Source organism: Acetobacter thailandicus, assembly GCF_011516655.1.
In the GTDB taxonomy this organism is placed as follows: domain Bacteria; phylum Pseudomonadota; class Alphaproteobacteria; order Acetobacterales; family Acetobacteraceae; genus Acetobacter; species Acetobacter thailandicus.
Genome location: NZ_WOSV01000014.1, coordinates 1 through 26,009 on the forward strand (window position 1 = coordinate 1; position 26,009 = coordinate 26,009).

Annotated in this window: 21 protein-coding genes, 1 tRNA gene and 6 pseudogenes; 10 read left to right on the forward strand and 18 right to left on the reverse strand. The window is 48.4% G+C overall.

Annotated features, from left to right (window positions below; all coding sequences use genetic code 11):
* Positions 1–583: 583 nt before the first annotated feature.
* From GOB58_RS13365 to GOB58_RS11860, 3 genes and pseudogenes are all read left to right on the forward strand, one after another.
* Positions 584–737 (forward strand): annotated as a pseudogene (locus tag GOB58_RS13365) (IS481 family transposase); the annotation flags it as partial.
* A 343-nt stretch (positions 738–1,080) separates the two neighbouring features.
* On the forward strand, positions 1,081–1,188 hold the full coding sequence (locus tag GOB58_RS13285; RefSeq protein WP_322973252.1) for a hypothetical protein: 108 nt from the start codon (positions 1,081–1,083) through the stop codon (positions 1,186–1,188).
* Between the two features lie 120 nt (positions 1,189–1,308).
* Positions 1,309–1,449, forward strand: a pseudogene (locus tag GOB58_RS11860) (integrase core domain-containing protein); the annotation flags it as partial.
* Positions 1,450–1,451: 2 nt separating this feature from the next.
* Here GOB58_RS11860 and cysS read toward each other — a convergent pair.
* From cysS to folE, 7 genes are all read right to left on the reverse strand, one after another.
* Complete coding sequence (gene cysS / locus GOB58_RS11865; protein ID WP_456304154.1) at positions 1,452–2,873, reverse strand: cysteine--tRNA ligase; 1,422 nt, start codon at positions 2,871–2,873, stop codon at positions 1,452–1,454.
* Positions 2,870–3,148 (reverse strand): DUF1176 domain-containing protein, encoded by a 279-nt coding sequence (locus GOB58_RS11870; RefSeq protein WP_173560321.1) that lies wholly within the window; start codon positions 3,146–3,148, stop codon positions 2,870–2,872. The genes cysS and GOB58_RS11870 overlap by 4 nt, the downstream gene beginning before the upstream one ends.
* A 273-nt stretch (positions 3,149–3,421) precedes the next feature.
* Positions 3,422–3,982, reverse strand: coding sequence for an LbetaH domain-containing protein (locus GOB58_RS11875; RefSeq protein WP_173560322.1), 561 nt, complete (start codon positions 3,980–3,982; stop codon positions 3,422–3,424).
* A 54-nt stretch (positions 3,983–4,036) separates the two neighbouring features.
* Positions 4,037–5,200, reverse strand: coding sequence for an S-(hydroxymethyl)glutathione dehydrogenase/class III alcohol dehydrogenase (locus tag GOB58_RS11880; RefSeq protein WP_173560323.1), 1,164 nt, complete (start codon positions 5,198–5,200; stop codon positions 4,037–4,039).
* Positions 5,201–5,247: 47 nt separating this feature from the next.
* Positions 5,248–6,471, reverse strand: coding sequence for a zinc metallochaperone GTPase ZigA (gene zigA / locus GOB58_RS11885; protein WP_173560324.1), 1,224 nt, complete (start codon positions 6,469–6,471; stop codon positions 5,248–5,250).
* 13 nt (positions 6,472–6,484) lie between these two features.
* The gene (gene hisI / locus GOB58_RS11890) at positions 6,485–6,994 is read right to left on the reverse strand and encodes a phosphoribosyl-AMP cyclohydrolase (RefSeq protein WP_198911789.1); all 510 of its coding nucleotides are present in this window, start codon (positions 6,992–6,994) and stop codon (positions 6,485–6,487) included.
* Entirely contained in the window at positions 6,991–7,623 is a 633-nt protein-coding gene (gene folE / locus GOB58_RS11895; RefSeq protein WP_173560325.1) for a GTP cyclohydrolase I FolE, read from the reverse strand. Before folE ends, hisI begins: the two co-directional genes overlap by 4 nt.
* Before the next feature lie 83 nt (positions 7,624–7,706).
* Between folE and GOB58_RS11900 the strand changes: the two genes are divergently transcribed.
* The 4 genes from GOB58_RS11900 (at position 7,707) to GOB58_RS11915 (ending at position 12,879) form a co-directional block, all read left to right on the forward strand.
* A complete protein-coding gene (locus tag GOB58_RS11900; protein ID WP_173560326.1) occupies positions 7,707–8,438 on the forward strand; it encodes a DUF1826 domain-containing protein in 732 nt (243 codons plus the stop codon).
* 11 nt (positions 8,439–8,449) lie between these two features.
* The gene (locus GOB58_RS11905) at positions 8,450–8,941 is read left to right on the forward strand and encodes a Fur family transcriptional regulator (protein WP_173560327.1); all 492 of its coding nucleotides are present in this window, start codon (positions 8,450–8,452) and stop codon (positions 8,939–8,941) included.
* A gap of 41 nt (positions 8,942–8,982) precedes the next feature.
* Entirely contained in the window at positions 8,983–10,860 is a 1,878-nt protein-coding gene (thrS, locus tag GOB58_RS11910) for a threonine--tRNA ligase (RefSeq protein ID WP_322973253.1), read from the forward strand.
* Positions 10,861–11,193: 333 nt separating this feature from the next.
* Positions 11,194–12,879, forward strand: coding sequence for a S10 family peptidase (locus GOB58_RS11915; protein ID WP_173560329.1), 1,686 nt, complete (start codon positions 11,194–11,196; stop codon positions 12,877–12,879).
* Between the two features lie 15 nt (positions 12,880–12,894).
* Here GOB58_RS11915 and GOB58_RS11920 read toward each other — a convergent pair.
* Positions 12,895–13,682, reverse strand: a pseudogene (locus GOB58_RS11920) (IS5 family transposase).
* A gap of 578 nt (positions 13,683–14,260) precedes the next feature.
* On the opposite strand from GOB58_RS11920, the gene GOB58_RS11925 reads away from it, so the two are divergent.
* Positions 14,261–14,854 (forward strand): glycine zipper family protein, encoded by a 594-nt coding sequence (locus GOB58_RS11925; RefSeq protein ID WP_242005335.1) that lies wholly within the window; start codon positions 14,261–14,263, stop codon positions 14,852–14,854.
* A 48-nt stretch (positions 14,855–14,902) separates the two neighbouring features.
* On the opposite strand, the gene GOB58_RS11930 is transcribed toward GOB58_RS11925, so the two are convergent.
* From GOB58_RS11930 to GOB58_RS11940, 3 genes are all read right to left on the reverse strand, one after another.
* Entirely contained in the window at positions 14,903–16,120 is a 1,218-nt protein-coding gene (locus tag GOB58_RS11930) for a hypothetical protein (RefSeq protein ID WP_173560330.1), read from the reverse strand.
* A gap of 9 nt (positions 16,121–16,129) precedes the next feature.
* A complete protein-coding gene (locus GOB58_RS11935; RefSeq protein WP_086636334.1) occupies positions 16,130–16,459 on the reverse strand; it encodes a DUF4282 domain-containing protein in 330 nt (109 codons plus the stop codon).
* A 75-nt stretch (positions 16,460–16,534) separates the two neighbouring features.
* Positions 16,535–18,073 (reverse strand): DUF4852 domain-containing protein, encoded by a 1,539-nt coding sequence (locus GOB58_RS11940; protein ID WP_173560331.1) that lies wholly within the window; start codon positions 18,071–18,073, stop codon positions 16,535–16,537.
* 535 nt (positions 18,074–18,608) lie between these two features.
* On the opposite strand from GOB58_RS11940, the gene GOB58_RS11945 reads away from it, so the two are divergent.
* Entirely contained in the window at positions 18,609–19,067 is a 459-nt protein-coding gene (locus GOB58_RS11945; protein WP_242005336.1) for a hypothetical protein, read from the forward strand.
* 150 nt (positions 19,068–19,217) lie between these two features.
* Here GOB58_RS11945 and GOB58_RS12930 read toward each other — a convergent pair whose 3' ends face one another.
* From GOB58_RS12930 to GOB58_RS11965, 5 genes and pseudogenes are all read right to left on the reverse strand, one after another.
* Positions 19,218–19,430 carry a hypothetical protein gene (locus tag GOB58_RS12930; RefSeq protein WP_194299725.1) on the reverse strand — a complete coding sequence of 71 codons (213 nt, stop codon included), beginning with the start codon at positions 19,428–19,430 and terminating at the stop codon, positions 19,218–19,220.
* 633 nt (positions 19,431–20,063) lie between these two features.
* Positions 20,064–23,120, reverse strand: a complete 3,057-nt coding sequence (locus tag GOB58_RS11955; protein WP_173560332.1) for a Hint domain-containing protein — start codon at positions 23,118–23,120, stop codon at positions 20,064–20,066.
* Positions 23,121–23,393: 273 nt separating this feature from the next.
* A complete protein-coding gene (locus GOB58_RS11960; RefSeq protein ID WP_265793357.1) occupies positions 23,394–23,666 on the reverse strand; it encodes a DUF6118 family protein in 273 nt (90 codons plus the stop codon).
* Positions 23,667–23,681: 15 nt separating this feature from the next.
* A pseudogene (locus GOB58_RS13130) lies at positions 23,682–23,813 on the reverse strand (IS481 family transposase); the annotation flags it as partial.
* Positions 23,811–24,072: pseudogene (locus GOB58_RS11965) on the reverse strand (TetR/AcrR family transcriptional regulator); the annotation flags it as partial. The pseudogenes GOB58_RS11965 and GOB58_RS13130, both read right to left, overlap by 3 nt.
* Here GOB58_RS11965 and GOB58_RS11970 point away from each other — a divergent pair.
* Positions 24,058–24,297: pseudogene (locus tag GOB58_RS11970) on the forward strand (isochorismatase family protein); the annotation flags it as partial. The pseudogenes GOB58_RS11965 and GOB58_RS11970 sit on opposite strands and share 15 nt — an antisense overlap.
* Positions 24,298–24,895: 598 nt before the next feature.
* Here the strand turns inward: GOB58_RS11970 and GOB58_RS11975 are convergent.
* Both GOB58_RS11975 and GOB58_RS11980 read right to left on the reverse strand, forming a co-directional pair.
* A complete protein-coding gene (locus GOB58_RS11975; RefSeq protein ID WP_173560333.1) occupies positions 24,896–25,720 on the reverse strand; it encodes a hypothetical protein in 825 nt (274 codons plus the stop codon).
* 192 nt (positions 25,721–25,912) lie between these two features.
* A tRNA-Met gene (locus tag GOB58_RS11980) sits at positions 25,913–25,989 on the reverse strand.
* Positions 25,990–26,009: the final 20 nt, after the last annotated feature.

Here is a 26,009-nt window from a genome sequence, read left to right on the forward strand (position 1 = left end):
GAAAATAAAGAGGCCCCCAATGCCGAGCCCGCATTGGGTACGCTTGCGCATTGTGCTCGTGACGATAATGTTACTCAGCACAAATCATTCAGCGAACATTCTCGCTCCCATTGCGAAAAGCAATCATTACAGTCTTTGAGCAAAGCTCACCAACAACCGCGATGAGGGGCAACACAATCAAAGCGATAGCGGAACTTCTACTTACGCCTTCTCTTCAGACATTAGCGCCGCTCCTTGCGCTGTCAGAAAGCGGACCATCCCACGCCGACGAATATCTATGGATTTGTGACGGTGCTGGGCTGAGGAGCATATGGTCATGCGGCTTTATGTGTTCCAAGCCTGTTATGGTGGCCTCATGAACGCCCTGTTGCAAATTCCGACTTTGCCGGAGTTGGTTTGCGAACATCTCAAGCGTAATCGTGGGCTTTCCCAGCTCCTGCCAGGTTTCCTCGGCATAGAACGGATCTTCGTGATCCCCGAAATATGCAAACAGATGCGCTGTTTGGTCCCGGAGTTTGATGGTGTGATATTTTCACGAGAGTGGAAGAAAGCATTGCAGGACAGATACGTCATGGGAGCGCCACGACTGCCAGACATAGAGGGGGATAAACCCAAACGCCAGCACTTCAAACGCTATCCAATTGTTTTTTTATCTCGACATAGCGGAAGTCCAGACCACTGAAGGCAAGCTGTACCTCTTCGTTGCCATTAACCGGACAAGCAAATTCGCTGTCACATAACTGGTCGAAAAAGCTGATCGGAAGCCAACCTGGGAATTCCTCGAACATCTCTCCTGAGCATCATCCTTTACCGGATCCACACTATCCTGACCGACAATGGGATCCGGTTTACTGACCAGCCCCGTAACCGCAATACAACCTGGTCGCGTCCCGTGCGCTTCGACATGATCTGCGAAGCGCACGAGATCGAACATCGTCTAACGAAACCCTATCATTCCTAGAGAGTGTTATGCACTTTGCGTAAGTATTGCAGAACAGATGAGAGAATAATTCACGTAAATCATATCTATCTGATATCAACGAAGAAGAGTGGTCTCTGATTGTTCCTTATCTTCTTCTTATGAAGGGAGATGCTGAGCAACGCCATCATGAGCTGCTCAACGGTCTTCGTTATGTGATCCGTTACGGTATTGCGTGGCGGGCGATGCTGAACGATTTTCCTTCGTAGGCTGCGGTTTACCAGCAATCCCGGCGCTGGATGAAAGCGGGATACACACCATAGCCTTCGCAAATTTCATGCTGAAAAATGCAGCCAGACTGCTCACGCAAAGTGCATAACACCCTCTAGACCAATGGTCAGGTTGAACGGATGAACCGGACAATCAAAGAAGCAACCGTCAAACACTTCCATTACGACAGTCATGAGCACTTGAGGACACACCTCAACGACTTCATGGCGGCTTATAACTTCGGGCGAAGGCTCAGGACCTGTTAAAATTTAACGTTATGCGCTTTTATATGCCATTGCGTTCCCTGCAGTGTATCTTCAAGAGTTACTCCATAAGTCTGCAAAAGCTCCCGAATACGATCGGCTTCAGCGAAATCACGTTTGTCACGTGCCTCGGTTCGACGTTCCAGCATATCTGATATGAAAGCACCCAGAACAGACTGAAAAGATGTCAGCTTATTCTCCTTAAACAACCCTAACAGGCGAAGTCCTGCCAGTAATTCTATCCGTAACTGGACGCGTTCCGAGTGGGAAACTGCATGGCGCAAACTGCGCGCAGTTCCAAACAGAGCTTTCAGAGCCGCAGGGGTGTTGAGATCATCATAAAGTTCACGCGCAACAATGCCCGGTTCAGAAGAGCCTTCTGTTATGTTCTCCTGAGAGAGGTGATCAGTATCAGAAAGAAGTCGATGCAGACGCTCTAAAGTCCGCCTGCACTGTTCAAGAAGCTCTGTTGACCAGTCCAGGGGCTGCCTATAATGCGCCGAGAGCAGCGCGAGTCTGATGGCTTCTCCTTCCGCCTCCTTCAGTAAATCGTGGACAAGCACGACATTGTCCAGGGACTTCGACATTTTTCGCCCCTCGACAGTGACAAAGCCATTATGAACCCAGAACTTACAATACTCTGCGCCATCACGGGCCGAGACACTTTGCGCAATTTCGTTTTCATGATGGGGAAAGATAAGATCCTGCCCTCCTCCATGAAGATCAATCGGCAAACCGAGCCGGTTTTCGGTCATAGCCGAGCACTCGATATGCCACCCGGGCCTGCCGCGGCCCCAGAGGCTCTCCCACCCCGGAAGATCAGGAGAGGATGGCTTCCACAACACAAAGTCGGCGGGGTTATGCTTGAACGGCGCAATCTCCACTCGCCCACTACCCATCAGGTCTTCTTGTTTCCTGCCCGACAAAACGCCATATTGCCCAAAAGACGGCACATGAAAAAGCACATGCCCTTCCGCGACGTAGGCATGCCCCCTGTCGATCAGACGACTGATGATCGAAATGATATCGGGAATGTGGTCAGTCACACGTGGCTCAAAATCGGGGGTAAGCAGACCCAACGCCTTCATATCGGAACGATAGGCATCGATAAAACGATCCGTGAGCACCCTGATAGACTGGCCCGTCCGAGCGGCTTCAGCATTGATTTTGTCATCTACATCTGTGAAATTACGTGCATAGAGCACACGCGAATATTTTTGACGCAAGACACGATACAGAAGATCAAAGACAACCGCCGAACGGGCATTGCCCAGATGAGCGTAGTTATAGACGGTAGGGCCGCAAACATACAGTGTGACCCTGTTCGGATCACGAGGCTGGAACCTCTGCTTTCTTCCCGAAAGCGTATTTGTCAGAAACAGGGCATGACGACCCGGATCTGTTCCAGTTTCTTTCATCATGACGGTCGATTTTCCAGATAGAGATATAGAGTGCGATAAGGACCTTCCCGACCGTCACATTCTGTCTTGGCGTCCAGTCGCTGCATTATGAAATCCGCTCCCGAGGCCGGCCAGACAGTCCAGGTGCCACAATCCCCTATACTGTCGTCCCGATGAAGCGACGTCAGAACAGCTGACTGGTCATCGTAGGTCACATTGAACAGATAGGGTGACGTCTTCCAGACCCCATGGTCCCATTGCCTGAATGTCAGAAGCTCTACAGGTGAAGAGGGCATAGCTCGGATCACGACCTGCGTTGTTTCTGACAATCTGACCGTGCAGGGTATGATCCAAATACGGCCCTTGTTCTCTGGGAGTCTACTCATCCGATAGGCCAGCCGTCCTGAGGGATTATGTGCATAATGCGTGCAGCCCTCCGGTATGACGTCCTGCACCATAGCGGGAAGATCGAAGCCCTTAGCATTACTGGGTGTAGAGTTTGTTACACCCAGAGGAAACATATAGAAGAATAATCGCTTTTTCCGACTTTCTCGCATTCCCGCATCAGGTTACAGCTGATTAGCGATGCGCCGGTAGGATCGCGCGAGACTGACATTCATTTCAGCCACGCTCTCGGAAAATGCCGTGGCGTCTTGGGTGACCTGTGGGACAGTCAACAGGTCGGTATTTGAATGAATCGTCGTTGTCGACGGGATATAAAACCCTTCTGTCAGCACACAATCTTCTACGACTGCATTATGCCGGACTACGCAGCCTCGCTCTACGGTGCAATTGAAGATAACCGAGTTGAAACCGATAAAAACCTCATCACCTACAGTGCACGGCCCATGAATGATCGAACGATGCGCGATCGAGGTTCTCGACCCGATCGTGACGGCCGCGCCATCCTTGGAATGAATGACAACGCCATCCTGAATGTTTGAGCCCTTACCGATCCGTATCGGTTCGACTGTTCCATTCTCATCCGCTTCATCTGCACGGATAACAGCGTATGGTCCAATGAACACATCATCCTCAACTATTACGTGACCACACAAAATAGCCGTCGGATCAACGAAGGCGGTCTCTGCCACTATCGGGTAGTCGCCGCGTGGATTTGGTCTCAGCATGAGTTAGGTCCTCGATTTCCAAAGTTAGAAGCGAAAGGCGCCAAAAAGCGACAGTCAGGCATCCATCAGAATTTCGCCGGGCAGGTCGTTCGACATGGTCTCCCCAGGCTGGTAGTGCATGACAGACCGGATTGCCTCACCACGATGCAGCAGATCGAAGGCCTTGTTGATCTGGTTATGCGTCATGTTGTGCGTGATGTAGGGATCAACACTGAATTTTCCGGCCAGCCATTCATCCACCATTCCAGGAAGCTGCGAGCGCCCTTTCACGCCTCCAAAGGCCGTTCCGCGCCAGACACGCCCTGTAATCAACTGGAATGGCCGAGTGGAAATTTCCTCTCCGGCACCCGCGACACCGATAACGGTGCATTCTCCCCAGCCCTTGTGACAAGATTCCAGCGCAGCCCGCATGACATCGACGCGTCCGATCGCCTCGAAGGAATAATCCACTCCGCCGCCCGTCATCTCGACGATCACCTTCTGGATCGGATCGGTGTGATCCGACGGGTTGACCAGATCTGTCGCCCCCAGATTTTTCGCCAGCAGGAATTTCGCGGGGTTGGTATCGACACCAATGATCCGCAAGGCGCCAGCCATGACTGCCCCCTGGATAATGGCCATACCTATGGCACCGAGGCCGAATACCGCAACCGTCGAGCCGGGCTCGACCTTTGCTGCATTCCGCACGGCCCCCATACCCGTCGGCACGGCACACCCCATGACACTTGCCTTGGCAAGAGGCGCATCCTTGGTAATTTTCGCAACTGCGATCTCAGGCAGAACGGTGTATTCACTGAACGTACTTGTGCCCATATAGTGAAAAATCTGCCGTCCCTTATAAGAAAAGCGACTGGTTCCATCGGGCATTAATCCGAGAGCCTGTGTCTCACGGATTGTCGAGCAGAGATTGGTCTTACCCGAACGAATCATCGGACAGTTAGGATCTTCAGGAATGTAAAGCGGAATGACATGATCGCCTGGAATAACAGAAGTGACGCCTTTGCCTACATCCTCGACAATACCCACCCCTTCGTGACCGAGAATGCACGGAAAGCGTCCTTCAGGATCATGTCCTGAAAGAGTAAACATATCAGTATGGCACAGGCTCGTGGTTACGATCCGGACCAGAACCTCACCGTCTTTTGGCCCTTCAAGATCAATCAGATCGATCTCAAGAGGCATATTAGGTTCCCATGCAATAGCTGCACGCGTCTTCATTTTTGATGGCTCCTCAAGCTAAAATTAATGGTTGGCAATCACACCTGTCAGGCTGACTCCAGACTTTCAGACTGACGTCGCCAGATAGGGAATGGATCTGGCAGATGAGTATAGTAGGATGGATCAAAACTGTTGGTTTCGGACACAAGGCAGGCATTGAGATCACGACGTAGTACGGCCTCGTTCATCTCCACAGTGCCAATGAAGACGATTTCCTGCCGACGGTCGCCGTAAACAGGATCCCAGTTTCCCAATACGAAGTCGCGCCATTGATCGGTGTCGGGCCACTGGTTTTTCGGAATGGAGGCCCACCAAAGCCCCATAGCCTCGCTGCGAACAAGCGCGCCTGCCTGGCTCATCTCCCCGACCCATTCGGGACGTGTTGCAAGCCAGAAATGCCCTTTCGCGCGCACAACGCCAGGCCAGTTACGATCCAGAAACGCCTGAAATTTTTCTGGTTCAAACGGACGACGCGCGCGATAGACGAAATTGCGAATGCCATATTCGTCGGCTTCAGATGCATGGTTAGCGAAACCATACAGTTCCTTGAACCACAAAGGATGCTGATGCGCCTTGTCATAGTCAAAGCGAGCTGTGTTCAGAATCCGTTCAATAGGAACCTGGCCCATATCAGTTTCGATGATATCCGCATCTGAGTTCAGGGCACGAATGATCTTCCGGGCAGAATCTACCTGGTCGACTGTGGCGGTGGAGATCTTGTTAATGACCACGACATCCGCGAACTCAATCTGCTGGACCAGAAGATCGACTAAAGCGCGGTCGTCGTCTTCACCTGCCGTTTCCCCACGATCTTTTAGAAAATCACTTGAAGAGTAATCCCGAAGCAGGTTTACGGCATCCACGACCGTCACCATCGTATCCAGCCGGGAAATATCGCTCAGGCTGATACCATTCTCGTCACGAAACTCGAATGTGGCTGCAACTGGCAGAGGTTCCGCAATCCCGGTCGATTCAATGAGAAGATAATCAAATTTCTGCTCTTCGGCGAGACGCCGAACCTCCTGGAGCAGATCATCACGCAGCGTGCAGCAGATGCAGCCATTGGTCATCTCAACCAGTTTCTCGTCGGTCCGCGAGAGATTACTGCCACCCTCGCGCACGAGGTCTGCGTCAATATTCACCTCACTCATGTCGTTGACGATAACCGCAACCTTATAGCCCTGACGGTTGTTCAGGGCATGATTAAGTAACGTCGTTTTGCCCGCACCAAGAAAGCCGGACAACACGGTAACAGGCAGTCTGTTTTCCATTTCCATTGTTCCTTCAGAGTTGTGTCGGGTTCGGAGCATCGCCATACACAACGATCGGATCAAAGGTCTTCTCTGTTTCACAGAAGACAAGCCGGGCTGCCGTGGCCGAAATATCTTTATCAACCGGGAGATCAACACGGCGGTAAAAACAGCTTCGATAACCCACATGACAATTTGCTCCGACACCAGCTGTTTTGACACGAAGCCACACGGCGTCCTGATCATCATCGATGCGTAATTCAACAACATGCTGAATCAGACCGCTCGTCGCACCCTTGTGCCAGAGACACTGACGGCTTCGGCTCCAGTAATGCGCTTCACGGGTTTCGATGGTGCGGGCGAGAGCCTCTGCGTTCATGGCTCCGACCATCACAACATCACCGTTCTCTGCGTTAGTCGTGACGACTGTGAGAAGCCCCGCAGCATCGAAGCGGGGCGCCAGATCAGTGCTTTCTTCCACCTGTACGACGGAGAAGCGCGGCCGAAACGCTGAGGATTCGCGGGCCAGCATCGTGCTCATCATGCGCCTCCCATGCCGGCCATCGCGAAGAACTGCCGACGTAGCGTCTCCGAGGATTCAAACTCGCCAATCATGCGACTTGTCACCATACTAACGCCGGGTTTGTGCACGCCGCGCGTGGTCATGCATTGATGGGCCGCATCAATCACCACTGCGACACCACGTGGTTTGAGCACACTGTGGATCGTATCGGCGATTTGCGCCGTCAATTTTTCCTGAATCTGCAACCTGTGCGCAAACACATCGACCAGACGTGCCAGTTTGCTGATACCGACCACTCGTTTGTCCGGAAGATAAGCAACATGCGCTCTGCCAATCAATGGAATGACATGATGCTCACAGTGTGATTCCAGACGAATATCTCGCAACACCACTAATTCATTATAATTCTCTGTCTCTTCGAATGTCCTTTCGAGAAGGGCCACGGGGTCCTCCTCATAGCCTTCGAAAAATTCCTCATATGCACGAACCACCCGATCGGGTGTGCCTATCAGTCCCTCACGGTCTGGATCATCCCCCGTCCAGGCAAGAAGGGTTCGAACAGCCTCTTCAGCCTGCGCCCGCGTGGGTCGGGTCCGTATAATCCGATCGGGCGCATGCGCTGACGAGCGCGTCTTGACGGTTGTGTCCATTAAGCCCTCACATCGGCATTGACTATGTTATGTTATAATATAACATTAGTGATACATACAGCATCCCGTCAAGCACCAGTTTCATGACACTTCCTCTCCCGACACCATTATTTATGGAAAAGCGATTTATGATGTTCCCTGAGAATTCTGCCATCATGTCTCGGAATCCGGGTCTGCACCGCACTGCTATACTGTTTGTAGAAAGCTGGCCTTCTGCTGCACCAGATAGTGCTGAGATATCATCTCAGACTTATTCAGCCCCTCATGTAATTGCCTGCTCCAATGCTTCCGTCCTGCTGGAATTGCAGCGTAATGACATCAATATGGTCGTCTGGTGTCGTGTAGTTCCAGATATATGGCACAAAACTCTGGCAAATCGCTCTCCTTCCCAAACCGTTTTCGACATGTCCGGTACACCAGGTGAACTTGCTGAGGCGCTGACCTCCAGAATGATGATAAAAGAGTTTCCTCCTTTAATTCTTAGCGACGTTGCTGAGTTATCAGACCTGTTTTCTGCAATCACAAAAAGCTGCCCTCAGCGTATCAGACTGGAAATAGGGGCCTGTAATGACACTAATTTTTCAGTAACACCCGGCACACTAAGGCTCGTCTGTTGTTATGGCGCAAGCGATGCTGAGTGGTGTAGCTCTCCCGATCCAGAAACAGGGATTATAAATGCTCTGGACCCTTTCGCAGTGGCATTTATCAAAGGGGCTGACGATCAGGGGAAAGCTTGCATTCATCGTATCTGTCGCGCTGAACATAGCAAAGTGAATCTGGGTATTTATCTTGTTATCGACACCGTCACCGGATGAAGGAAACCGAGATGATTTCTCCCCCTCCACGTTTGTTATCCCCTTCCTGTTCAGCTGAATCACAGGAGAAGGTGATACCACTGCGTGACCGTATTCTCGATATTCTTACAAAAGCCAGACTGCCTCTTTCAGCATACGATATTCTACGGCATGTCGACATGCCCTCTGGACGCGCTCTGGCTCCCCCCACCATCTATCGCATTCTGGCAAGACTGACCAAAGAGGGGCTAATCGCACGACTGGAAAGCCTGAATGCCTTCGTTCGTATCCGGACGAATAAACCTTCTCGTCTTGTTTTTTGTATTTGTGATCAATGTGGCATCGCACAATCGGTTGAAGATGAGATTTCTTTTCGCCAGATCGACAAAAATGCCGACAATCTTGGATTCCAGATCAAACGACGGATCATCGAATTACAAGGGCTCTGCCCTGATTGTCAGCCCTGTCCTGTAAGCTCAGGCCATTCTGTGACACCCACTCTCTCTGCGCAGGTTACCAAATGATTACCTGTCATCTATCAGCTCTTTTGCACCAAAGGTCGTCAATGACATCGTCTGCCTCTCTCCTTAGTCACCCCCCAAAAAAATCAGACGAAGTTCTGGCATGCCGCATAAATGGTATTCTCCATGACAGTTCATCTGACATGCAGAATAACACTCAATCTGAACCTGTGTACAGGCATGATCAAGACGCACTGGCACTTATTCGCCATGACGCAGCACATATTCTGGCTCATGCAATTAGCGAGTTATTTCCAGGCACTCTGTTTGCGACCGGTCCTGCTACTGAAAATGGCTTTTACTATGATGTAGAGCCGAAAGAGCCGATCACGGCAGAGGATCTGCCTCGGATCGAAACCCGCATGCATGAAATCGTTGATCGCAATGAACCAATCATACGCGAAGTATGGGACCGGAAAACGGCACTTTCCTGGTGTTACGAACTGGGTCAAAACTACAAAGCCGAGATTATCAATGCACTCCCGGCTGATGCTGTTCTGACATTTTATAGGCAGGGCGATTTCGTGGATCTGTGTCGCGGACCTCATCTCTCCAGTACGGCGCAGACAGGCCATACATTCCGTCTCCTTGAAATAGCTGGTGCTTACTGGAAAGGTGACCACAACCGACCGATGCTTCAGCGCATTTACGGTACGGCCTTTCGTGATAAGCAGGAACTTGATTCGTGGCAAAAATGGCGGGATTCAGCCATACTACGTGATCATCGTCGTCTTGGCCGGGAGATGGATCTTTTCCATTTTCAGGAGGAAGCGCCGGGAGCCGTATTCTGGCACCCTAATGGATGGACATTATTTCAGACCCTTCTCTCTTATCTTCGTAAGCGTCAGCGTACCGAAGGTTATGTGGAAATCAATACGCCTGACATTATGGATTTATCTTTGTGGAAAATGTCTGGTCACTGGGATAAATTCGGAGAGAATATGTTTACCACTGAAACTGAGGGACGTACTTATGCCCTTAAACCTATGAACTGTCCTGGTGGCGTACAGGTTTTCCGACAGGGGCTAAAAAGCTATCGCGACCTGCCTCTCCGCATGGCCGAATTCGGTAAGGTTCATCGATTTGAACCTTCGGGAGCACTTCATGGTCTCATGCGTGTACGGGCGTTTACGCAGGATGACGCTCATATTTTCTGTACGCCAGATCAGATGAAAGATGAGACACAACGAATTTGTGATTTAGTTCTTTCAATTTATCAGGATTTTGGTTTTAATGACGTACTGGTCAAATTTTCTGATCGTCCGGAAAAGCGCGTGGGATCGGATGAAATATGGGATCGCTCAGAAGCTGCGCTGCGGCAGGGTGTTGATGCTGCCGGACTGACATACACTCATAACCCTGGCGAAGGAGCCTTCTATGGTCCGAAGCTGGAATTTGTTCTGCGTGATGCGATAGGACGAGACTGGCAATGTGGTACCTTACAGGTTGACCTTAACCTGCCAGGACGATTAGGCGCGAATTATGTTGGTGCAGACAGCCAAAAGCATACACCCGTTATGCTGCACCGTGCTCTGTTTGGCTCGCTTGAACGTTTTATAGGCATACTTCTGGAACACCATGCAGGTCATCTTCCGTTCTGGCTCGCGCCTGTACAGGTTGTTGTTGCCACGATCACAGAAGAAGCAAACGATTACGCCAGAGAGATTATCAACACACTAGAGGTAAATAATATTCGGGCTCTGTCAGATATGAGAAATGAAAAAATTTCTTATAAAATAAGAGAGCATAGCCTTACAAAAATACCTGTCATGCTGGTGGTTGGAAAAAAAGAAAAAGAAAATGGAACGGTCTCTGTGCGGGAGTATGGAAATTCCTATCGACCAACAGTTACAATTAAGGAGGCAAGCAATATTCTGGTATCCGCCTCGCATAACCGGCGGCTACAGGTCTTTTCTGCATGAATAGCATCCATTCTATGATGATCACTTCTTTCAGAAAACAGAGAGAGTTTTTCGATTGTTTAACTCACGTTTTATGGCATGTCGTCAGTTCACCAGGCTCAGGAGCTGTTAAACTACAGGACTGATCGACGAGTTCTGCTTCACGGGCTCACTGTTTAATCGCAGGATCAAATGGATCGATGATGAATTTTTCTGGCTCTGAACCACAGATGACGCAGGTTGAGTGTTCCATCAGAAAAGTTATTTGTTTCAGTATGTAAACAGACTGGCCGGATGCCAGTCTTCCTGATATTTAGGTTATATTATAACATATTCTGACAGGGTAATGTGTTCATGCGTACAAAACAGACTGGCTTGAAACTGGCTGGTTTACTTGCCTCGGTCTCAGTCTTTGCTGCCGGTGCTGGTTTTTCTGCTCAGTCAGTTGCCCGGGCTGAGGAAGCTTCACAGACGACAGGTGCCGCAAAGCAGAAGGCCAGTGTAGAAAATTTTCTTGGTAAACCGCAAAGTGTTACCAGCAGAGGCTCTGTAACCGTACATGGCTCGCATATTGATTATGAAGCTGTGTCCGGCACTTTAATTGTTCATAAAGCCGGATGGGATGATTCCGAACTCCCCGAGGCAGACAAAGAAAAGTCTCAGCCTGAGGCTACTGCATCTATGTATTATGTTGCTTATTTCAAGAAGGGTGTGCGTCCAGAAAACCGGCCCATTACGTTTGTTTATAACGGCGGCCCTGGTTCCTCCAGCGTGTGGCTGCATATGGGAGCGTTTGGCCCTAAAAGAGTTATCACGTCGGATGACAGTCACACCCCTGCTGCGCCCTACACAATAGTGAATAACAATGACAGCCTTCTCGACGTAACAGATCTGGTATTTATCGATGCACCAGGCACCGGCTACGGGCGTCTGATCGGTAAGGATAAGGAAAAGGCATTCTGGGGCACTGATCCGGATGCCGGTGCGTTCACAGACTTTATCGCACAGTTTCTCTCCCGTTTCGGGCGTTACAACTCGCCCAAATATCTCTTTGGTGAAAGCTATGGCACCACACGTTCTGCAATCGTTGCCAACAAGCTGGCGGATGATAAAGGCATTGATCTGAATGGCGTGATCCTGCTTTCGCAAATCATGAACTATAATAACGATATTGATGGGGCTGCCATGAACCCCTCAGTTGATCAGCCATATGTGCTTGCACTGCCGAGCTATGCTGCAACAGCGTGGTATCACAAATGTCTGCCTGCCAGGCACCCTGATCTCAAGACATTTCTAAAACAGGTGGAGCATTTTGCGCTGACAGATTACACGGCGGCCTTGCAGGAAGGAAACGCAATTTCTGATGCACAGCGTGATGCTACTGCGCAGAAATTACATGATTATACCGGTCTGCCAGTGGACTACATAAAAAAAGCTGATCTGAGGATTAGTGGCGGGGAGTTTGAAAAAAATCTTCAGGGCGATAAAAATCTTGATACCGGTCGTCTGGATAGTCGCTTCTCCGGCCCGACGATGGATAAACTTTCCCAGTTTTCTTACTATGACCCGCAATCCTCTGGCATGTCTTCTGCTTATATCGCTGCGTTTAATGATTATGCGCGGAATACGCTACATTACGGTAACTCTCCGACCTTTGGTGATGGGTATCAGGAATACAAATTTTTCTCTGATGCCATTATGAAATGGGATTTTTCTCACAAGCAGCCCAACACCGACTCCCCCTTTCATGGGGCGGTCAATGTGCTGCCTGATCTGGCGTCTGCCATGAAGCATAATCCACGCCTGAAAGTGATGCTAAATCAGGGATATTATGATCTTGGTACCCCTTATTATGAGGGAATTTATGAAATGAAGCATCTACCCATTTCACGTGATCTGAGCAATAATATTCAGATTGTGCAGTATGAATCCGGGCACATGGTGTATGCTAATCAGAATGCTCTGACCCAACTTCATGATAATGTCGCGAAATTTATTACGCAGACGTACAGTGCTCCGTCTGCGGTAACAGCAAAATAAGACTAAGAACGCCTTTCAAAACCACGTTTTGAGTGCCCGGAAGCATATGAGTGAGCATGCGATCATAGTGAATGCGAGATGGATGTCGGCCCTTCGTTCGTAGCGGACGGTGAGGCGTCGGAAACGTGAGATCCAGGCGAATGTGCGTTCGACGACCCAGCGATACTTTCCGAGATGTGAACTGCTTTCGATGCCTTTTCTCGCAATACGGTGCCTGATTCCACGGCGGAAACATGCGAGACGGCAACGTCTGTAGTCGTAGCCTTTGTCGGCGTGAAGCTTTTCAGGGCGCCGACAAAGGCCTCCCGGTCTTCCCCTGAATGGGAGGCAGGGCATCCAGCAGAGGCTCCAGCATCCTGCTGTCATGGACATTCGCCCCGGACAACAGGACGGTCAGCGGAATGCCCTGTCGATCAGTGACGATGTGGCGCTTCGTGCCGGGTCTACCACGATCCGTGGGGTTCGGGCCGGTCGTTTCACCCCCCTTTTTGCTGCAATGGACGCGCTGTCCATGCAGGCCCGGCTCCAGTCCAGTCGATCCACCTGATGCAGGCGAGTCAGTAATGCCCGATGAAGCTTGTCCCAAACTCCAGCAGTCGCCGCCAGCATGTCATTCCGGAGCCACATCCCATCTCGCGCGGAAGCATCTCCCATGGAATGCCGGTCAGGAGAACGAACAGTATCCCCGTCAATGCCGACCGGTCAGAAAGACGGGGGCGCCCACCTTTGGGGCGTGGAGGAATGACAGGAAGAAGCGATCCAATAATCGCCCAGAGTTCATCGGAGACAAGAGGTGCGGCCATATAGCTTCATCCCGCATTCAGGCGCATAGTACAAAGGTTTTGAAAGGCGCTCTTAATGCGGGTGAAATGCCTTCATCGAAAGAAGATCAGGCAATCGGAGCACAGGAACCCTGAAATGCGCCAGTCCCACAGTGGTTCCATCACATGCCATTGAGCAACATGTCCAGTAAGCCTGAAACCTACTTAAATTGCTGGATGTCCGTATCTAATCTTCATATCCGCTATGGGAAAACCTTCTGGACAACAGTATGTCCGTCATGAGGGCGAATGCCCTCTGTCTGCTTCGTTCTGGAATTACCCATTATACCAGCCTATCCCAAAACATATCATAGAGACACTTTAGTTTCAAAAATTTTCGTTGCTTCAGTTGGCAATCTAGGCTCAGGACCTGTTAATTTATTGAACTGAGCGAGAGATTGTGTTTCACAGGCTTACCGATGGAGGATGAGCCTGTGAAACACAACAGCCCGACTACTCATGCAAATTACATAAGACCCACTGTTAAAGAAGTCTTCAGCCTCTTCATTTTTAAGGAAAAATACGATAAAAAATTTATAACATTAATCCCGGAGATACCAATGAAACTTAATTCAGGCGCTTTATTACCATTGGCGGCTGTACTGTCGCTAACAGCCTGCGCTCAAACCCCTATGGGACCGACGATGCAGATAATGCCTGCTCCGGGTAAGGATTATAATGTTTTTTTGCAAGAGCAACAATTTTGCAAAAATCAGGCTGAACAGGCTGTAAAAGGACAGGCTGAAAGCCAGAATCATAAAGCTCTTTATGGCGCACTGGCAACGACTGTTCTGGGTGCGGGGCTGGGTGCCGCTGCGGGTGGTGGCACTGGTGCAGGCATAGGAGCGGCAGCAGGTGCTGCAGGTGGCGGTGCCGGTGGTGGTGTTTATTCACAGTCTCAGCAAAATGGTATTCAGACACAATATAACAATGCTTACGCGCAGTGTATGGTTGCATATCATAACATTTTACCAGGTTATAATAACCAGCTAACTTCAGCCGGGACTACAACCCACAAATATCATCATACGACACCACACAGAGGAAAATCTGCAACGAAAACAACCAGTCAGCTATCTGTAACACCTGGTGCAGATACAAAACCCGCCGCTGCATCAATTAGTAAATCAAATGCGCCACTTGAGCTTGACTGAGAAAAATTAAAAATTAAGAGTGAGCTTTCTACGGCTCACTCTGTCTTTTTAATTTACCGAAACGCTGGCCTGTGTAGCCCGAATAAAATTATTCAGATTTGCAAAAGCAGGATTCAGTATTACCCCGCCAAAATAGGTATTTTGCATAACGGGCAAAGGTTGCTGTAGCTGTGTGACAATCTGCAAACGCCCACCTTCAATCCCCCATTTTACAAATGGAGGAACATCTGCGGGAATATTACCCACATTTTGTGGAAGAGCCGTATCAGGTATGGCTTTTAATCGTTTTGTCAGGCCTGTATTATCAAGAGTTAACGCAGCACTCTGCAGCTGTATATTACTCATTGTACCGGCCAATTGCATCATGAGCATTATGCCTTGCCCTGCCCCACCCTGAGCCAGATTATTGAGCGCCTGAGATGGAACATTCGTCAGCGCAAAAGAGGCGTTCCATCCACCGACCTGAGAAAAATCTGCGCTTGAGATTACCTTCAGGTTCTGACCCGAAAGAGAGTAAGAAACAGAAATATCTCCTTTTAGTGCAGAATATCCCAGAGCTTTAAATGGGCCGCCGTGCAGTTCACCCAGCGTATACTCTGACAAGGAATTAACCGGACACTCAATCCCCTCAGCTTCGATACTGAGGGACTTGGGTACATTAAGTGATGATGACAAACCACTAACAGAGAGACTGCTGATTTTAAGTGGTGCACCACCTTGTCTGAACGCGCCGACACTGACATCAGAAAGAGTAAGAGAACCAAAGGGTGACGCGCTGACTGAACTGTATTTCACAAGGGATGTCAGGCCTGCTTTTTGTAAAAAACCCTGTATTTTTGCATCAGCAATCTGACTGGCTTCGTGGCAGGCAACTTCCCACCCCAGACCACAGACAATAATTATACCAGCGCCTGAAGCCAGAAGAGTTTTACGGTAGCGTGCCCAGAAACCAGCTCGTTTCGTCGGGTCAGCCAGCTGTGTTTTAAGATCACTCAGAACATTATCGCTATGCCGCATAACTGTGCTGGCAAGCTTACCAATTTGCTCACCTGCGGCTTTGCCTGTGCTTTTAAGACGAGGACTGTGTTCTGCCAACAGGATACCTGCCTGCTGCATCAGATTACTTACTTCAGGATCTCCATGATCCATAATTGTTCCATCATGCAGCTTTCCTGATGGAACAAGCTCAGACAAAGGAGGAAGCAAAAGGGCAGGATCTGGCTTCCCGTGTGCCAGAGGTGCCTTACTGCATGTACCTGGCTTCATAATCGACCCTCAGGAAGAAGAAGAATTGGTTGTATGCTCACGCTGCCATGCCAGTTCATCACGGATCATGAAAATAACCAGCGTGAGTTCACTTGAAACACGGGCCAGGACAATACCTACAAGGGCTACAACCCCACCAGCAATCAGACCTGCAATCAGGCCGCCGATAGCTGCCAGAGCGCTGGAGGACCCAGAAGCCTGTGCAGCGGCAATACAACTTATCAGAATTGAGAGAAAGGTAGCAAAACCACTGAGCAGGCAGAAGAACACACCCACATAAAAGAAAAATTTGATGAATTTTGGCGTAATCAGAGTATCAAAGGTCAGAAGAGATTTCATAGTATGCTTCCAGATCAGTCATCATTCATAACAGGGGCCTCATGCTTGTAAGAGCACGAGGTTTACTAATTTTTCTCAGGGCACATTTTGCGCCTTAAGAGCAGCTTCAAGGGCCTGCAGGTTGCCAGCATCTTTACACTGCTCTTCCTTACATACGTGTTCAGCCTGAACAGTCATTTCAGCTGAAGGGAAATCGCCACCAGGCACACTAACCTGCCCCTGTACAACGTACCATGTATTACTGGTAAAAGAGGGCTGGTTTTTTGCTATCGTAAGATTTAATTTGCCTGGCCATTGTGTTTCAACCTTGTCACGGCCGCTGCCGTCAGTATGAACCAGAAGAATGGCATCAACAGGCTTGCCAGACACCGCAGCACGCTGACGTACTAAACGTATTGTGCTTAAATCAGGCAGACCAAAATTCCTGTTATTTTGCCCGACCCACATTGCCAGCCTCTGAGAGTAACTGGCATTTTGTAGCTGAAGTTGCATCTGACGCAGGTTTTCCGCACGCTTTGCGGCTTCTTCTCTGGCAACAGCGACAGCTTTTTCAGCTAGCTGCTCTTTTCTTATCGCTGTCAGAGCATTTTCGCTAATGTCAGCAAGAAGTGTTTTCTTCTCCGGACCAGAAAAAATCTGAACCTGGTTCAGTTCAGCAGGTACAGGGTCATATGTCTCATCATTTAACCTGCTCATTACAGCTTCGTTTACATGTAATGAAAGTGAGACGAAAACGTCCCGGTTGATATACCCAAAACGTGTACGCTGTTTAAGGAACTGTTCAGCATTAGCAGCGCTCATCGGAATGCGAAAAATCTGCTGTTTGTCAGGAAGATGCAGAGTCACCCGACCAGGGAGGTGGGCTGGCGAAAGGTTACAGTCACTGCTAACTGACAGCAGATCACCATTGAGCTCAACAGGAAAATCGGAGCGTGAAAAGTCATACTCACCGAGACGCAGGTTAAGTTCTACCCTGATGACATCTGGCTTAATCTGACTACTAAGTTGTGCAAGGTCAGATTTTGCTCTGGCATCTATTTCGTGCACCCGAAATTCATTGCCTTGTGCCGCAAAAAAATCATGATGCAAATAGTGCTGAGCCCAGCAGGCCTGTACAGCATCATTATCAAGCAGAGATGCATTCTTACGGACTATTTGTGCCAGAAAACCCATATAACCTTCCGGTATAATGACTGCGGGGGCTGTCGCCGAAGTGGTAACTTCTGGTGAAGCATCATTAGGAAGAGAGGGTTGTAATGCAGGAGCACTAATTTGTGCAGAGGTTGGTACAACTTCAGTAAATTGCCAGCCTGTACTACGTAATGCCTGTAACTGCCTGATCTCTGAACCATTTTTTAAAACAGAAATATTCACCGTGCTGACATCAGCACACTGATTGTTGCCTGATAGTTTACCACCAAGTGCATTTGCGAGATGGATCTGTGATTCGGGTGTATCAATATCCTGACTTTGCGGGGTGATCTGCATTAGCAGATGCAGCGTACCAGCAGAGCATTGTGATGATGAGTCAGCAAAGTCAATTTCGACATTATGATGCCTTGAATGGGCAAATATTGCTGTTTCAGCCCTACTCTGATGCCAAAGGGCAGGCATGCAGACAATACTGGCGCAAAGAACGTGGCGCCACATGACGGCAGACCTGACGAAAACGGGCATCTTTTACTCCACACTTATCAGAAACATAGAATTTTCAATCTAAAAACATAGGTTATTTTAACTGGGTATAATCGCTGTCATGGCGGAATAGTATATTGCTCAAGGTCTGTTTATCCCATTCAGATTGGTAAAAGGCGCGAGTACTCAGTAATAAATATGGTGACACAGATATTGTTTCAATGTTTGTGACTGTTTTTCAGCCAGACGCAAGCATAAAATGCTATTTATTAAATAAATGTAATAAAAATATTTTATATTTGACAGCATTAAAACAGACTTTATCTTAATATGTCCTAAATCATGCTATCCATGATTTAAAAAAAGGAAGCTCAGCTCCTGAGTTATGAGAGGAGACCTATGACCAAAAGACACTTTGACATTATATCGTCTGAGTAAGCGACAGTGAGAATGTAATTATCAGGCTTACAAGAAAGCGGTGAGATTCTGTTCGAAAACGGTCATTGGAATAGATGTGTCCCGAGACTGGCTTGATGGCTTTTGCCCACCAGAAAAGCAGAGATTTCGTTTTCAGAATTCACCTGATGGTCATACCAGATTACTGGAAATTCTTCAGGGTATGCCGGATGGTCTCAAGGTTGGGTTTGAAGTCAGCGGTGGACAGGAATGGGTAATCTGGCGTGTTCTCATCAGTATGGGACTCAATACAGTCCAGTTGCCCCCTGCACAGATCAATGTGGAATTGATTACGTGCTTTATGGCTTTTCGTCCAGAAGCAGGAAGAACACTGCCGGATGCAAAACTCCAGATTCTGTGGGCACTGACGGTGCACAGAGCTCAGATGGTGGAAGCACGTAAACGGCTTTCTGCCCAGATTTCGGCGCGCCGCAAGCAGGGTGTGAGCGCTGAACCGGAGGATATGGATAGCAGTCTTAAAGCATTTCTCGAAAGCCAGATCAGCGAGCTTGAATAACGGATTGAAAGCGTTATCGCAGAGGCAGAAAAACTCTCCGCCACGTCCTGTTTCAGGCAGGATTGGCAGCTGCCTGCCATAATCCAGTTCTGAAAGCTGTTGCCAGGCGCATTAGCCCCGCCGCTTAAACACAGTTGCCCGGCTCAGGACTCATTCTGTAAGATAGAAGATGAAGGCGAACAGGGCGTCTTTTGTGCGTCCAGTATGGCGGAGAAAAGCCCATTTTTGAGCAGTTACACCGATGTCCGGTGTACCTTGAGGTGTGTTGCATCGATCATCCACGCGTGGTACGCCGTGCACCAGAGAAAAAAACGGCTCAATCTGCTTTATCTGGCTCTCAGACAGCAAAAATACGTCACTCACAGGCACACCTCCATTGGTAAGCCTGTGAATCACAATTTCTCGCTCAGTTCAATACATTAATAGGTCCTGAGCCTAGTCGTACAGGAATAGGCACTTCAATGAAGTTCATTTCTGATAAGATACTGGAAATTTTGAAGTGCGAATTGAAAAAATCTTTGGGGGCAAAGGGAAAGTTTTTCCCCTTGCCTGCTGGTGAATGCTACTTTGGGTAGCCATTCGACACTGCTGGCTCCCTTTTAAAACGCTATCTTTTTGAAGGCTTTTTCCAGGTTGCTGGAGGGATCGAAGCCAATCACGGCAAACTGAAACAATTTATCCAAGCTGTTCGTAGCTTCAAAAATTTAAAAATAACATACGTGATGATCAAAGACTTTGAGGATATGCGCACGCTGAAAAATCGACAGACCAGACCTCGGAAAACGCACCGGGTATTATGAGAGAAATGCGCCTGATCGAAAGTCAGTTCGGTATTTATACGATCTGAAACAGTAAAAAACCCGAATAGCAGTTGCTCTTACCAAACTTGTCAACCGTGCCCCAAAAAGAGGAGCGCATCGAAACCAGAGGGTTCTCTCGAACCCTCTGGTTTTTCTTCTGACAACTTACTTTTTCATTACTATGTTGTCTGCCATGTCAGGCAGTAAGAGAGCCTTGTGTTACATCTCCTTCAAGAAGATATGGCCCCGCACTTATAACCTCAACAGAGAGCAGCCCTACTGTATCAGGATTACTTCTGCACAATGACAGATGAGCACGGCCTGTCGTCCACCGACATGCAGGGTGCTCCAGTCCTGACCATCCCCCGGCAGAACCTTCACGCAGATGCATATCAATAACACTGGTTCCTGAGGCCTCCATCAGGGTAACCTGACCAACCAGAACACCCAGATTACGCCTGTCATCAATATAAGGACCGACAGCATCAGCAGGACGACCGGAGCGTGAGGCAATGATAACTTCCCCGACACATGCCGGCAGCATAAAAATAACCTTATTCCCTACCTGACGCGCAGGGCGGATAAGCATGTTATTACCAGCAATAAGATGCAGGTCGGCATCAGTCGTTAAAGCGGGCATATGGCCGTTAAAATCAAGTCCCATTTCACCAGCCCGTTCATTCAGACGATGAAACAAAGGCTCAGCAAATTCACGGCTCACATCCAGTACGGCAGCAGCGTCCTCTTCCCACAGCTTCGCTTTCGGGCTCAGAGTGATAACATTTGTATCCTGACGGAAAACATGACGGTTACCCGTATCGAGGTAGCTTTCTGTCAGCATACCGTTTGCCATGATGACAGAGTGGTCTTCTGTTTCAATATGAAAATACTCGTAAGAAGCAAACGATGTATCATAGAAAATCGACCGGCCATTAACGAGCATACGAGCCGGGATAAATCTGTTTTCAAAAAACAGACAATGTTCAGAAGTCACCAGCAGGTCTTCAAAAGGCACACCAGGGGCAACAGCATCTTTGACTATACGCACCGGATACCCGGCCTCGTCATGCGAAAGATACGAACGAACGTTACATTGGGCTTTTCCGTGCCATTTAATCAAAGAAGATGTTTCACGGCCATTGGCATATACCATGACCTCATCACCCACTACCAACTCTTCGATCGCGCATGTGCCAGATGGTGTTTTAATCAAACTACCTGCAAGGAAACAAACCTCGCCATATGAACCACCGTGGCCATCGTCAACAAGTATAAACCCTGTATCTTTAACGCCTGGAATATTTAACGTAATAGTACTACCGTCCGCTAACGTAAGAACAACCTGATCATCAGATGGATATGCATAAGAAACACCATCAGCGGAAACATCCGCGAGGGTAATGCTGTCAGAATCATCAGGCCCAGCGCCACTCCATCCACTAATGACGGTACTGACACTACCACCGCTTTCCAGACCAGTAATTGTTAAGCCGTGGTTACTATCACCCGGAAGAACAACTGTTCCACCAGCTGTCGCTGGGATAGTCGCGCTTGCACCATCATTTAATGTAATAACACCAGAAATCGTAGAGTCTGATGCTGCAGTAACGCTGCCACCACTATCAACTGTAGTGTTTCCTACACTGCCTCCGTCATTAATATAAAGATTAGCTCCATTCTCAACGGTTGAATCATCAGCTACACCACCAGATGTAACCTGAACAACTCCACCTGACTGAATAGTGGTATTACTTGCAACGCCGGCAACACCAATTCCACCATCGCTCGCAACCGTATTATTAACTGCAGTACCACCACTACTAATACTGATTGCTGCGTATTTTGTAACAATTCCTCCGCTAATCACACCACCTGACGCAATAGTATTAACGCCAGATATATTTGCATCAGATGCTGCAATAACAAGACCGCTTTGATTTACAGTTATATTGTTAATACTAGCATTGCTGTCAGCATCAAGAGTTCCGCCACTCTGAACAACAGCTGTGTTTTCTACACCACCAGATGTAACCTCAACAACTCCGCCTGACTGAATAGTGGTATTACTTGCAACGCCGGCAACACCAATTCCACCATCGCTCGCAACCGTATTATTAACTGCAGTACCACCACTACTAATACTGATTGCTGCGTATTTTGTAACAATTCCTCCGCTAATCACACCACCTGACGCAATAGTATTAACGCCAGATATATTTGCATCAGATGCTGCAATAACAAGACCGCTTTGATTTACAGTTATATTGTTAATACTAGCATTGCTGTCAGCATCAAGAGTTCCGCCACTCTGAACAACAGCTGTATTTTCTACACCACCAGATGTAACCTCAACAACTCCGCCTGACTGAATAGTGGTATTACTTGCAACGCCGGCAACACCAATTCCACCATCGCTCGCAACCGTATTATTAACTGCAGTACCACCACTACTAATACTGATTACTGCATATGTTGAGACAATTCCTCCACTAAGCACACCGCCCGATCTAACTTTGTTCGTACCACTTAAAATGGCACTTTTATCCCCCGCGTAAGTTCCTCCATTTGCAATAGAAACATTTTTCGTAACACCGCCAGCGCTAACAAGGTATGTGCCACCGGACTGCGTCTGACCACCGGAAACAGTTCCTCCACTTTCTACAGTAACCAGTCCTCCACTTTCTATAATCCAGTTAGAGGATCCATTGGTCTCGACAAGAAGACCTCCACTTTTTACTGTTATTTGACCAGTATTTGATACAGTCTGAAACTGACCAGTCCCGCCAGATGAAATTATTTCATGCTCATTATCAATAGTAACATTAGAAACAACCTGTCCACTACTCACAACAAAGACAACATTGGATCCAACAACCTCACCATTTAATATTGCCCCAGATTCAACATTGTTTGTATAATTAAGAATTATACTATCTTCACCATTGTATGTTCCACCACTCATTATGGTAACACTTGTTACAGAAGCTCCATTACTTACATAATATGTGGCACCAGACTGTACTTCTCCACCTATAACAGTTCCTCCACTTTCAATGGTTATTTGCCCTCCACTCTCTACAAACCAATCAGAAACTCCATCAGTTTCTATCAGAGTTCCTCCACTTTTAACCAGTATCTGCCCATTACTTGATACAGTCTGAAACTTCCCTGTACCACCTGAAGAAATTATTTCCTGTTCATTGTTAATTGTAACATTAGCAATTACTTGCCCACTACTAACTACTGAAGCCACGCAGGTTCTCCATAATCGCCTCTTAGGCAGAGGATTTTTGACAATTTAAATTTAACAGGAGCCTGATAACAAAAAAAAATGTTTTTTAATAATTAAAAATACAACATATTTTTAATGTGCTAAAATTTCATTATGTAAATATTTATAGTAAATTTTTTTTCTTAAAAAGAAATTTTTAATAATTTATTATCCTTCATATTTTTATTTTAAAAAAAAATCTATGAATTACTTTATAATTTTTGGTATGATCTGTTACAGACAGCAAACAGAAAATCATTCTTGTCTGGCATGAACAGTAATCTGACAATTTTTCTGACCTTTCTCCAGAGATGACGCTGCTTTCTGACAGGCTGTAATCCTGTCTCTGTTGGCCTCAACCAGCTGGCTGGACTCACTTACACGTTGCCATTCTTCAGGATTACTGAGTGCTATCATCATGGTCCCCGAGTCTTTTTCTCCTACAATAAAGGAGGCTACCTGCGTCCCAAAAGAATAGGGTAAAAGCGAAGTCAGAACCGGTGCCCCCCAATACCCACCATAAAACACACCAGCCCAACACCTGTTTGGTCCCGTGGTTTGATGGGTTGGATTGATAATGAATCTTTCTGACTCTGAAGTCCATATTTTGCAGATGTATTCATAGGGCTTGAAACCGTTGAGGGTTTTGGGCCTTCGCCTGAAATTATGGCTCGCGTCCGTTATGCTGTCTGGAACAAGCCGAAACTGCTGCAACCGGTCCCTTAAGATGGTGCATTTGCCGCAATTCGTCAGGTGCGCCTGACGTCGTGGGGGCGTCCTTCGCCAGCATTCTGCGCAGCACTTTCATCGTGTTTAAAACGACCGCAGCAATATCTCTCGCCAGTACTTCATCCAACCCTGGCGCACAGACACGCAACGCTGCCGCAATTCCGGCTATGGCATGTCCTCGTGCACGATCACGGATCTCGATCTTCAGTTGCGGCGACGCGGTATCTCGACCATCGTGCTGGGCAGAATCGCGACCAATCTGGGCGTGGAATCCACCGCCAGGGCGGCTCATGAGCATGGATATAACGTCGTGCTTGCCACGGATGTCATGTCCACATTCACCAAAGAGATGCAGCGCTTTGCCTGCGAGGAGATTTTCCCCCGCCTTGGCCGCGTGACGACAAGCGACGCGATCGCACTGGACGCGTAAGCGCATGGTGGATGTCTGCGCGTCTCACGGTTCCCGGCGAGATCGTTCATGAACACCGGAACATCGTTGCCATCCCAGGATTCAGATCGAACTGAACCCGTCGTGCATGAATACTCGCCTGAGAAAATAAAAATGACCAAGACAAGATTGGCAGCATCGTCCGCTATGCGGTCATTCGTTTGTGTTTCAGATTATCAGAGATGTAGGCAAAAGATGTCTATCGGCTACAAGCCCAATTATCAGCAGTTCACTTGGACGCTACTGGATTCCTCCAACTGACTTTTTCTTCTGAACCGTACAGATCGTGCATTACTGGCAGCGTCGAAATTATCAGATTATCGAAAAAGAGACTCAATCCCGCCTCATCATTGTTTCACGTTCTGGCTGATGCATAAGCCAATTGACATATGTGAGATTTCTACTGACGACAGCGATTGAGCAATGCCGTTGAGGTCGAGCTGTCGATATCACATGGCCTGGATTAAATTCCTGTACCAGTGCCTCAATAGCCCCCTCGCCAGAAAGGCGGCAGACAGCTCAAGAGTGACAGTTGTATCTGTCCTTTCCCAAAGACGAGCTGCCGCCTTAGAGCATAATCCTATTCCAATTGATCATTTTTTGATTTCTGATCTTTTACCCACCAACGGGCTGTTCCATTCCGTTGTGGTATCCAACCCGCTGCCTTCAAAGATGCCGTTAATAGCCGAAGGGAAACTGGTGTCATAGGCCAGGAGAGACCGAGAAACGCCTCGGCGATCCTCCTGCTAGAAAGAATCTGAACATTTGTTTCCTCCCATTTTTCGAATGCCTGTGGATCAAAATCAATCGTCTGGGATACTTCAACTCCCAGTTTCTCTGAGTTTTCCTGGCTGCCCATAGCCCCAAACAACAAGTTTGTTCTCGCGGTACGGAGTGGGATCTTACCTTCCTCTTCCGTTACGGGAGGATTAAGACGCCTCTTCTTATCGAAGTTTATTGTTCGCGATAGAAAGGCAGTATTGTAGGTTTCCTCGAAATCCCTGGGGCCCCAGTCACCATTCTCTCCTTCGAGATAATCATACCATTGTCGATCAATAGGCGATCGGCGTTGTAAGGATTGCCCATCAGATGAGAGACGATGATTTTTTAAAAACCATTCTACGATGGCATCACGACCGTAATGTTCAACTGGCGGCCTGTCTCCGGCATAATCAGGGGGCTGTGGCGCAGCGACCGTGATTTCCTGCCAGGCTTCCTCAGTGCTCAAGACACCCCGCACAATTACGGGATAGACAGAGCCAAGCATATCAGGTGTCACCTGCTGCCAGATACACTTAAGGATATTCCACATTTCGATCTCTCCTCTATCGGGATCGATTCGGGTGTGGTTCTGAAGCCACGTCATTCGCTGAGAGTACGAATACGTGATGTTCGTATCGGCCATATTGGCCTCCTTTATGTGAAGTTTCGGAAAACGAGAAAGACTTCAGGTCTGGGAGGCGGCCCTGTGGGCCATGGCATCATGAAGACACATACGATTGTCCGGCCCTCTTTCGAAGGCCGAGACGCGCGTAAGCGACTGAAGTGACGCGGGGACATCTGCGTCAGCAGTCGATTGTTATTGATTTATATGATTTGGTTGCGGGGGCAGGATTTGAACCTGCGGCCTTCAGGTTATGAGCCTGACGAGCTACCGGGCTGCTCCACCCCGCGGAGGTGAGGTAGTTTGGAAG

Bases quoted from the DNA above. Each gene is read 5' to 3' on its own strand.
- folE (WP_173560325.1), bottom strand. From the start codon at position 7,623: ATGGACACAACCGTCAAGACGCGCTCGTCAGCGCATGCGCCCGATCGG.
- GOB58_RS11875 (WP_173560322.1), bottom strand. From the start codon at position 3,982: ATGCTGAGACCAAATCCACGCGGCGACTACCCGATAGTGGCAGAGACC.
- GOB58_RS13285 (WP_322973252.1), top strand. From the start codon at position 1,081: ATGAAGGGAGATGCTGAGCAACGCCATCATGAGCTGCTCAACGGTCTT.
- GOB58_RS11975 (WP_173560333.1), bottom strand. From the start codon at position 25,720: ATGGCCGATACGAACATCACGTATTCGTACTCTCAGCGAATGACGTGG.
- GOB58_RS11935 (WP_086636334.1), bottom strand. From the start codon at position 16,459: ATGAAATCTCTTCTGACCTTTGATACTCTGATTACGCCAAAATTCATC.
- hisI (WP_198911789.1), bottom strand. From the start codon at position 6,994: ATGATGAGCACGATGCTGGCCCGCGAATCCTCAGCGTTTCGGCCGCGC.
- GOB58_RS11880 (WP_173560323.1), bottom strand. From the start codon at position 5,200: ATGAAGACGCGTGCAGCTATTGCATGGGAACCTAATATGCCTCTTGAG.
- GOB58_RS11925 (WP_242005335.1), top strand. From the start codon at position 14,261: ATGAAACTTAATTCAGGCGCTTTATTACCATTGGCGGCTGTACTGTCG.
- GOB58_RS11905 (WP_173560327.1), top strand. From the start codon at position 8,450: ATGATTTCTCCCCCTCCACGTTTGTTATCCCCTTCCTGTTCAGCTGAA.
- GOB58_RS11940 (WP_173560331.1), bottom strand. From the start codon at position 18,073: ATGCCTGCCCTTTGGCATCAGAGTAGGGCTGAAACAGCAATATTTGCC.
- cysS (WP_456304154.1), bottom strand. From the start codon at position 2,873: ATGATGAAAGAAACTGGAACAGATCCGGGTCGTCATGCCCTGTTTCTG.
- GOB58_RS11870 (WP_173560321.1), bottom strand. From the start codon at position 3,148: ATGCCCTCTTCACCTGTAGAGCTTCTGACATTCAGGCAATGGGACCAT.
- thrS (WP_322973253.1), top strand. From the start codon at position 8,983: ATGACATCGTCTGCCTCTCTCCTTAGTCACCCCCCAAAAAAATCAGAC.
- zigA (WP_173560324.1), bottom strand. From the start codon at position 6,471: ATGGAAAACAGACTGCCTGTTACCGTGTTGTCCGGCTTTCTTGGTGCG.
- GOB58_RS11930 (WP_173560330.1), bottom strand. From the start codon at position 16,120: ATGAAGCCAGGTACATGCAGTAAGGCACCTCTGGCACACGGGAAGCCA.
- GOB58_RS11915 (WP_173560329.1), top strand. From the start codon at position 11,194: ATGCGTACAAAACAGACTGGCTTGAAACTGGCTGGTTTACTTGCCTCG.
- GOB58_RS11900 (WP_173560326.1), top strand. From the start codon at position 7,707: ATGACACTTCCTCTCCCGACACCATTATTTATGGAAAAGCGATTTATG.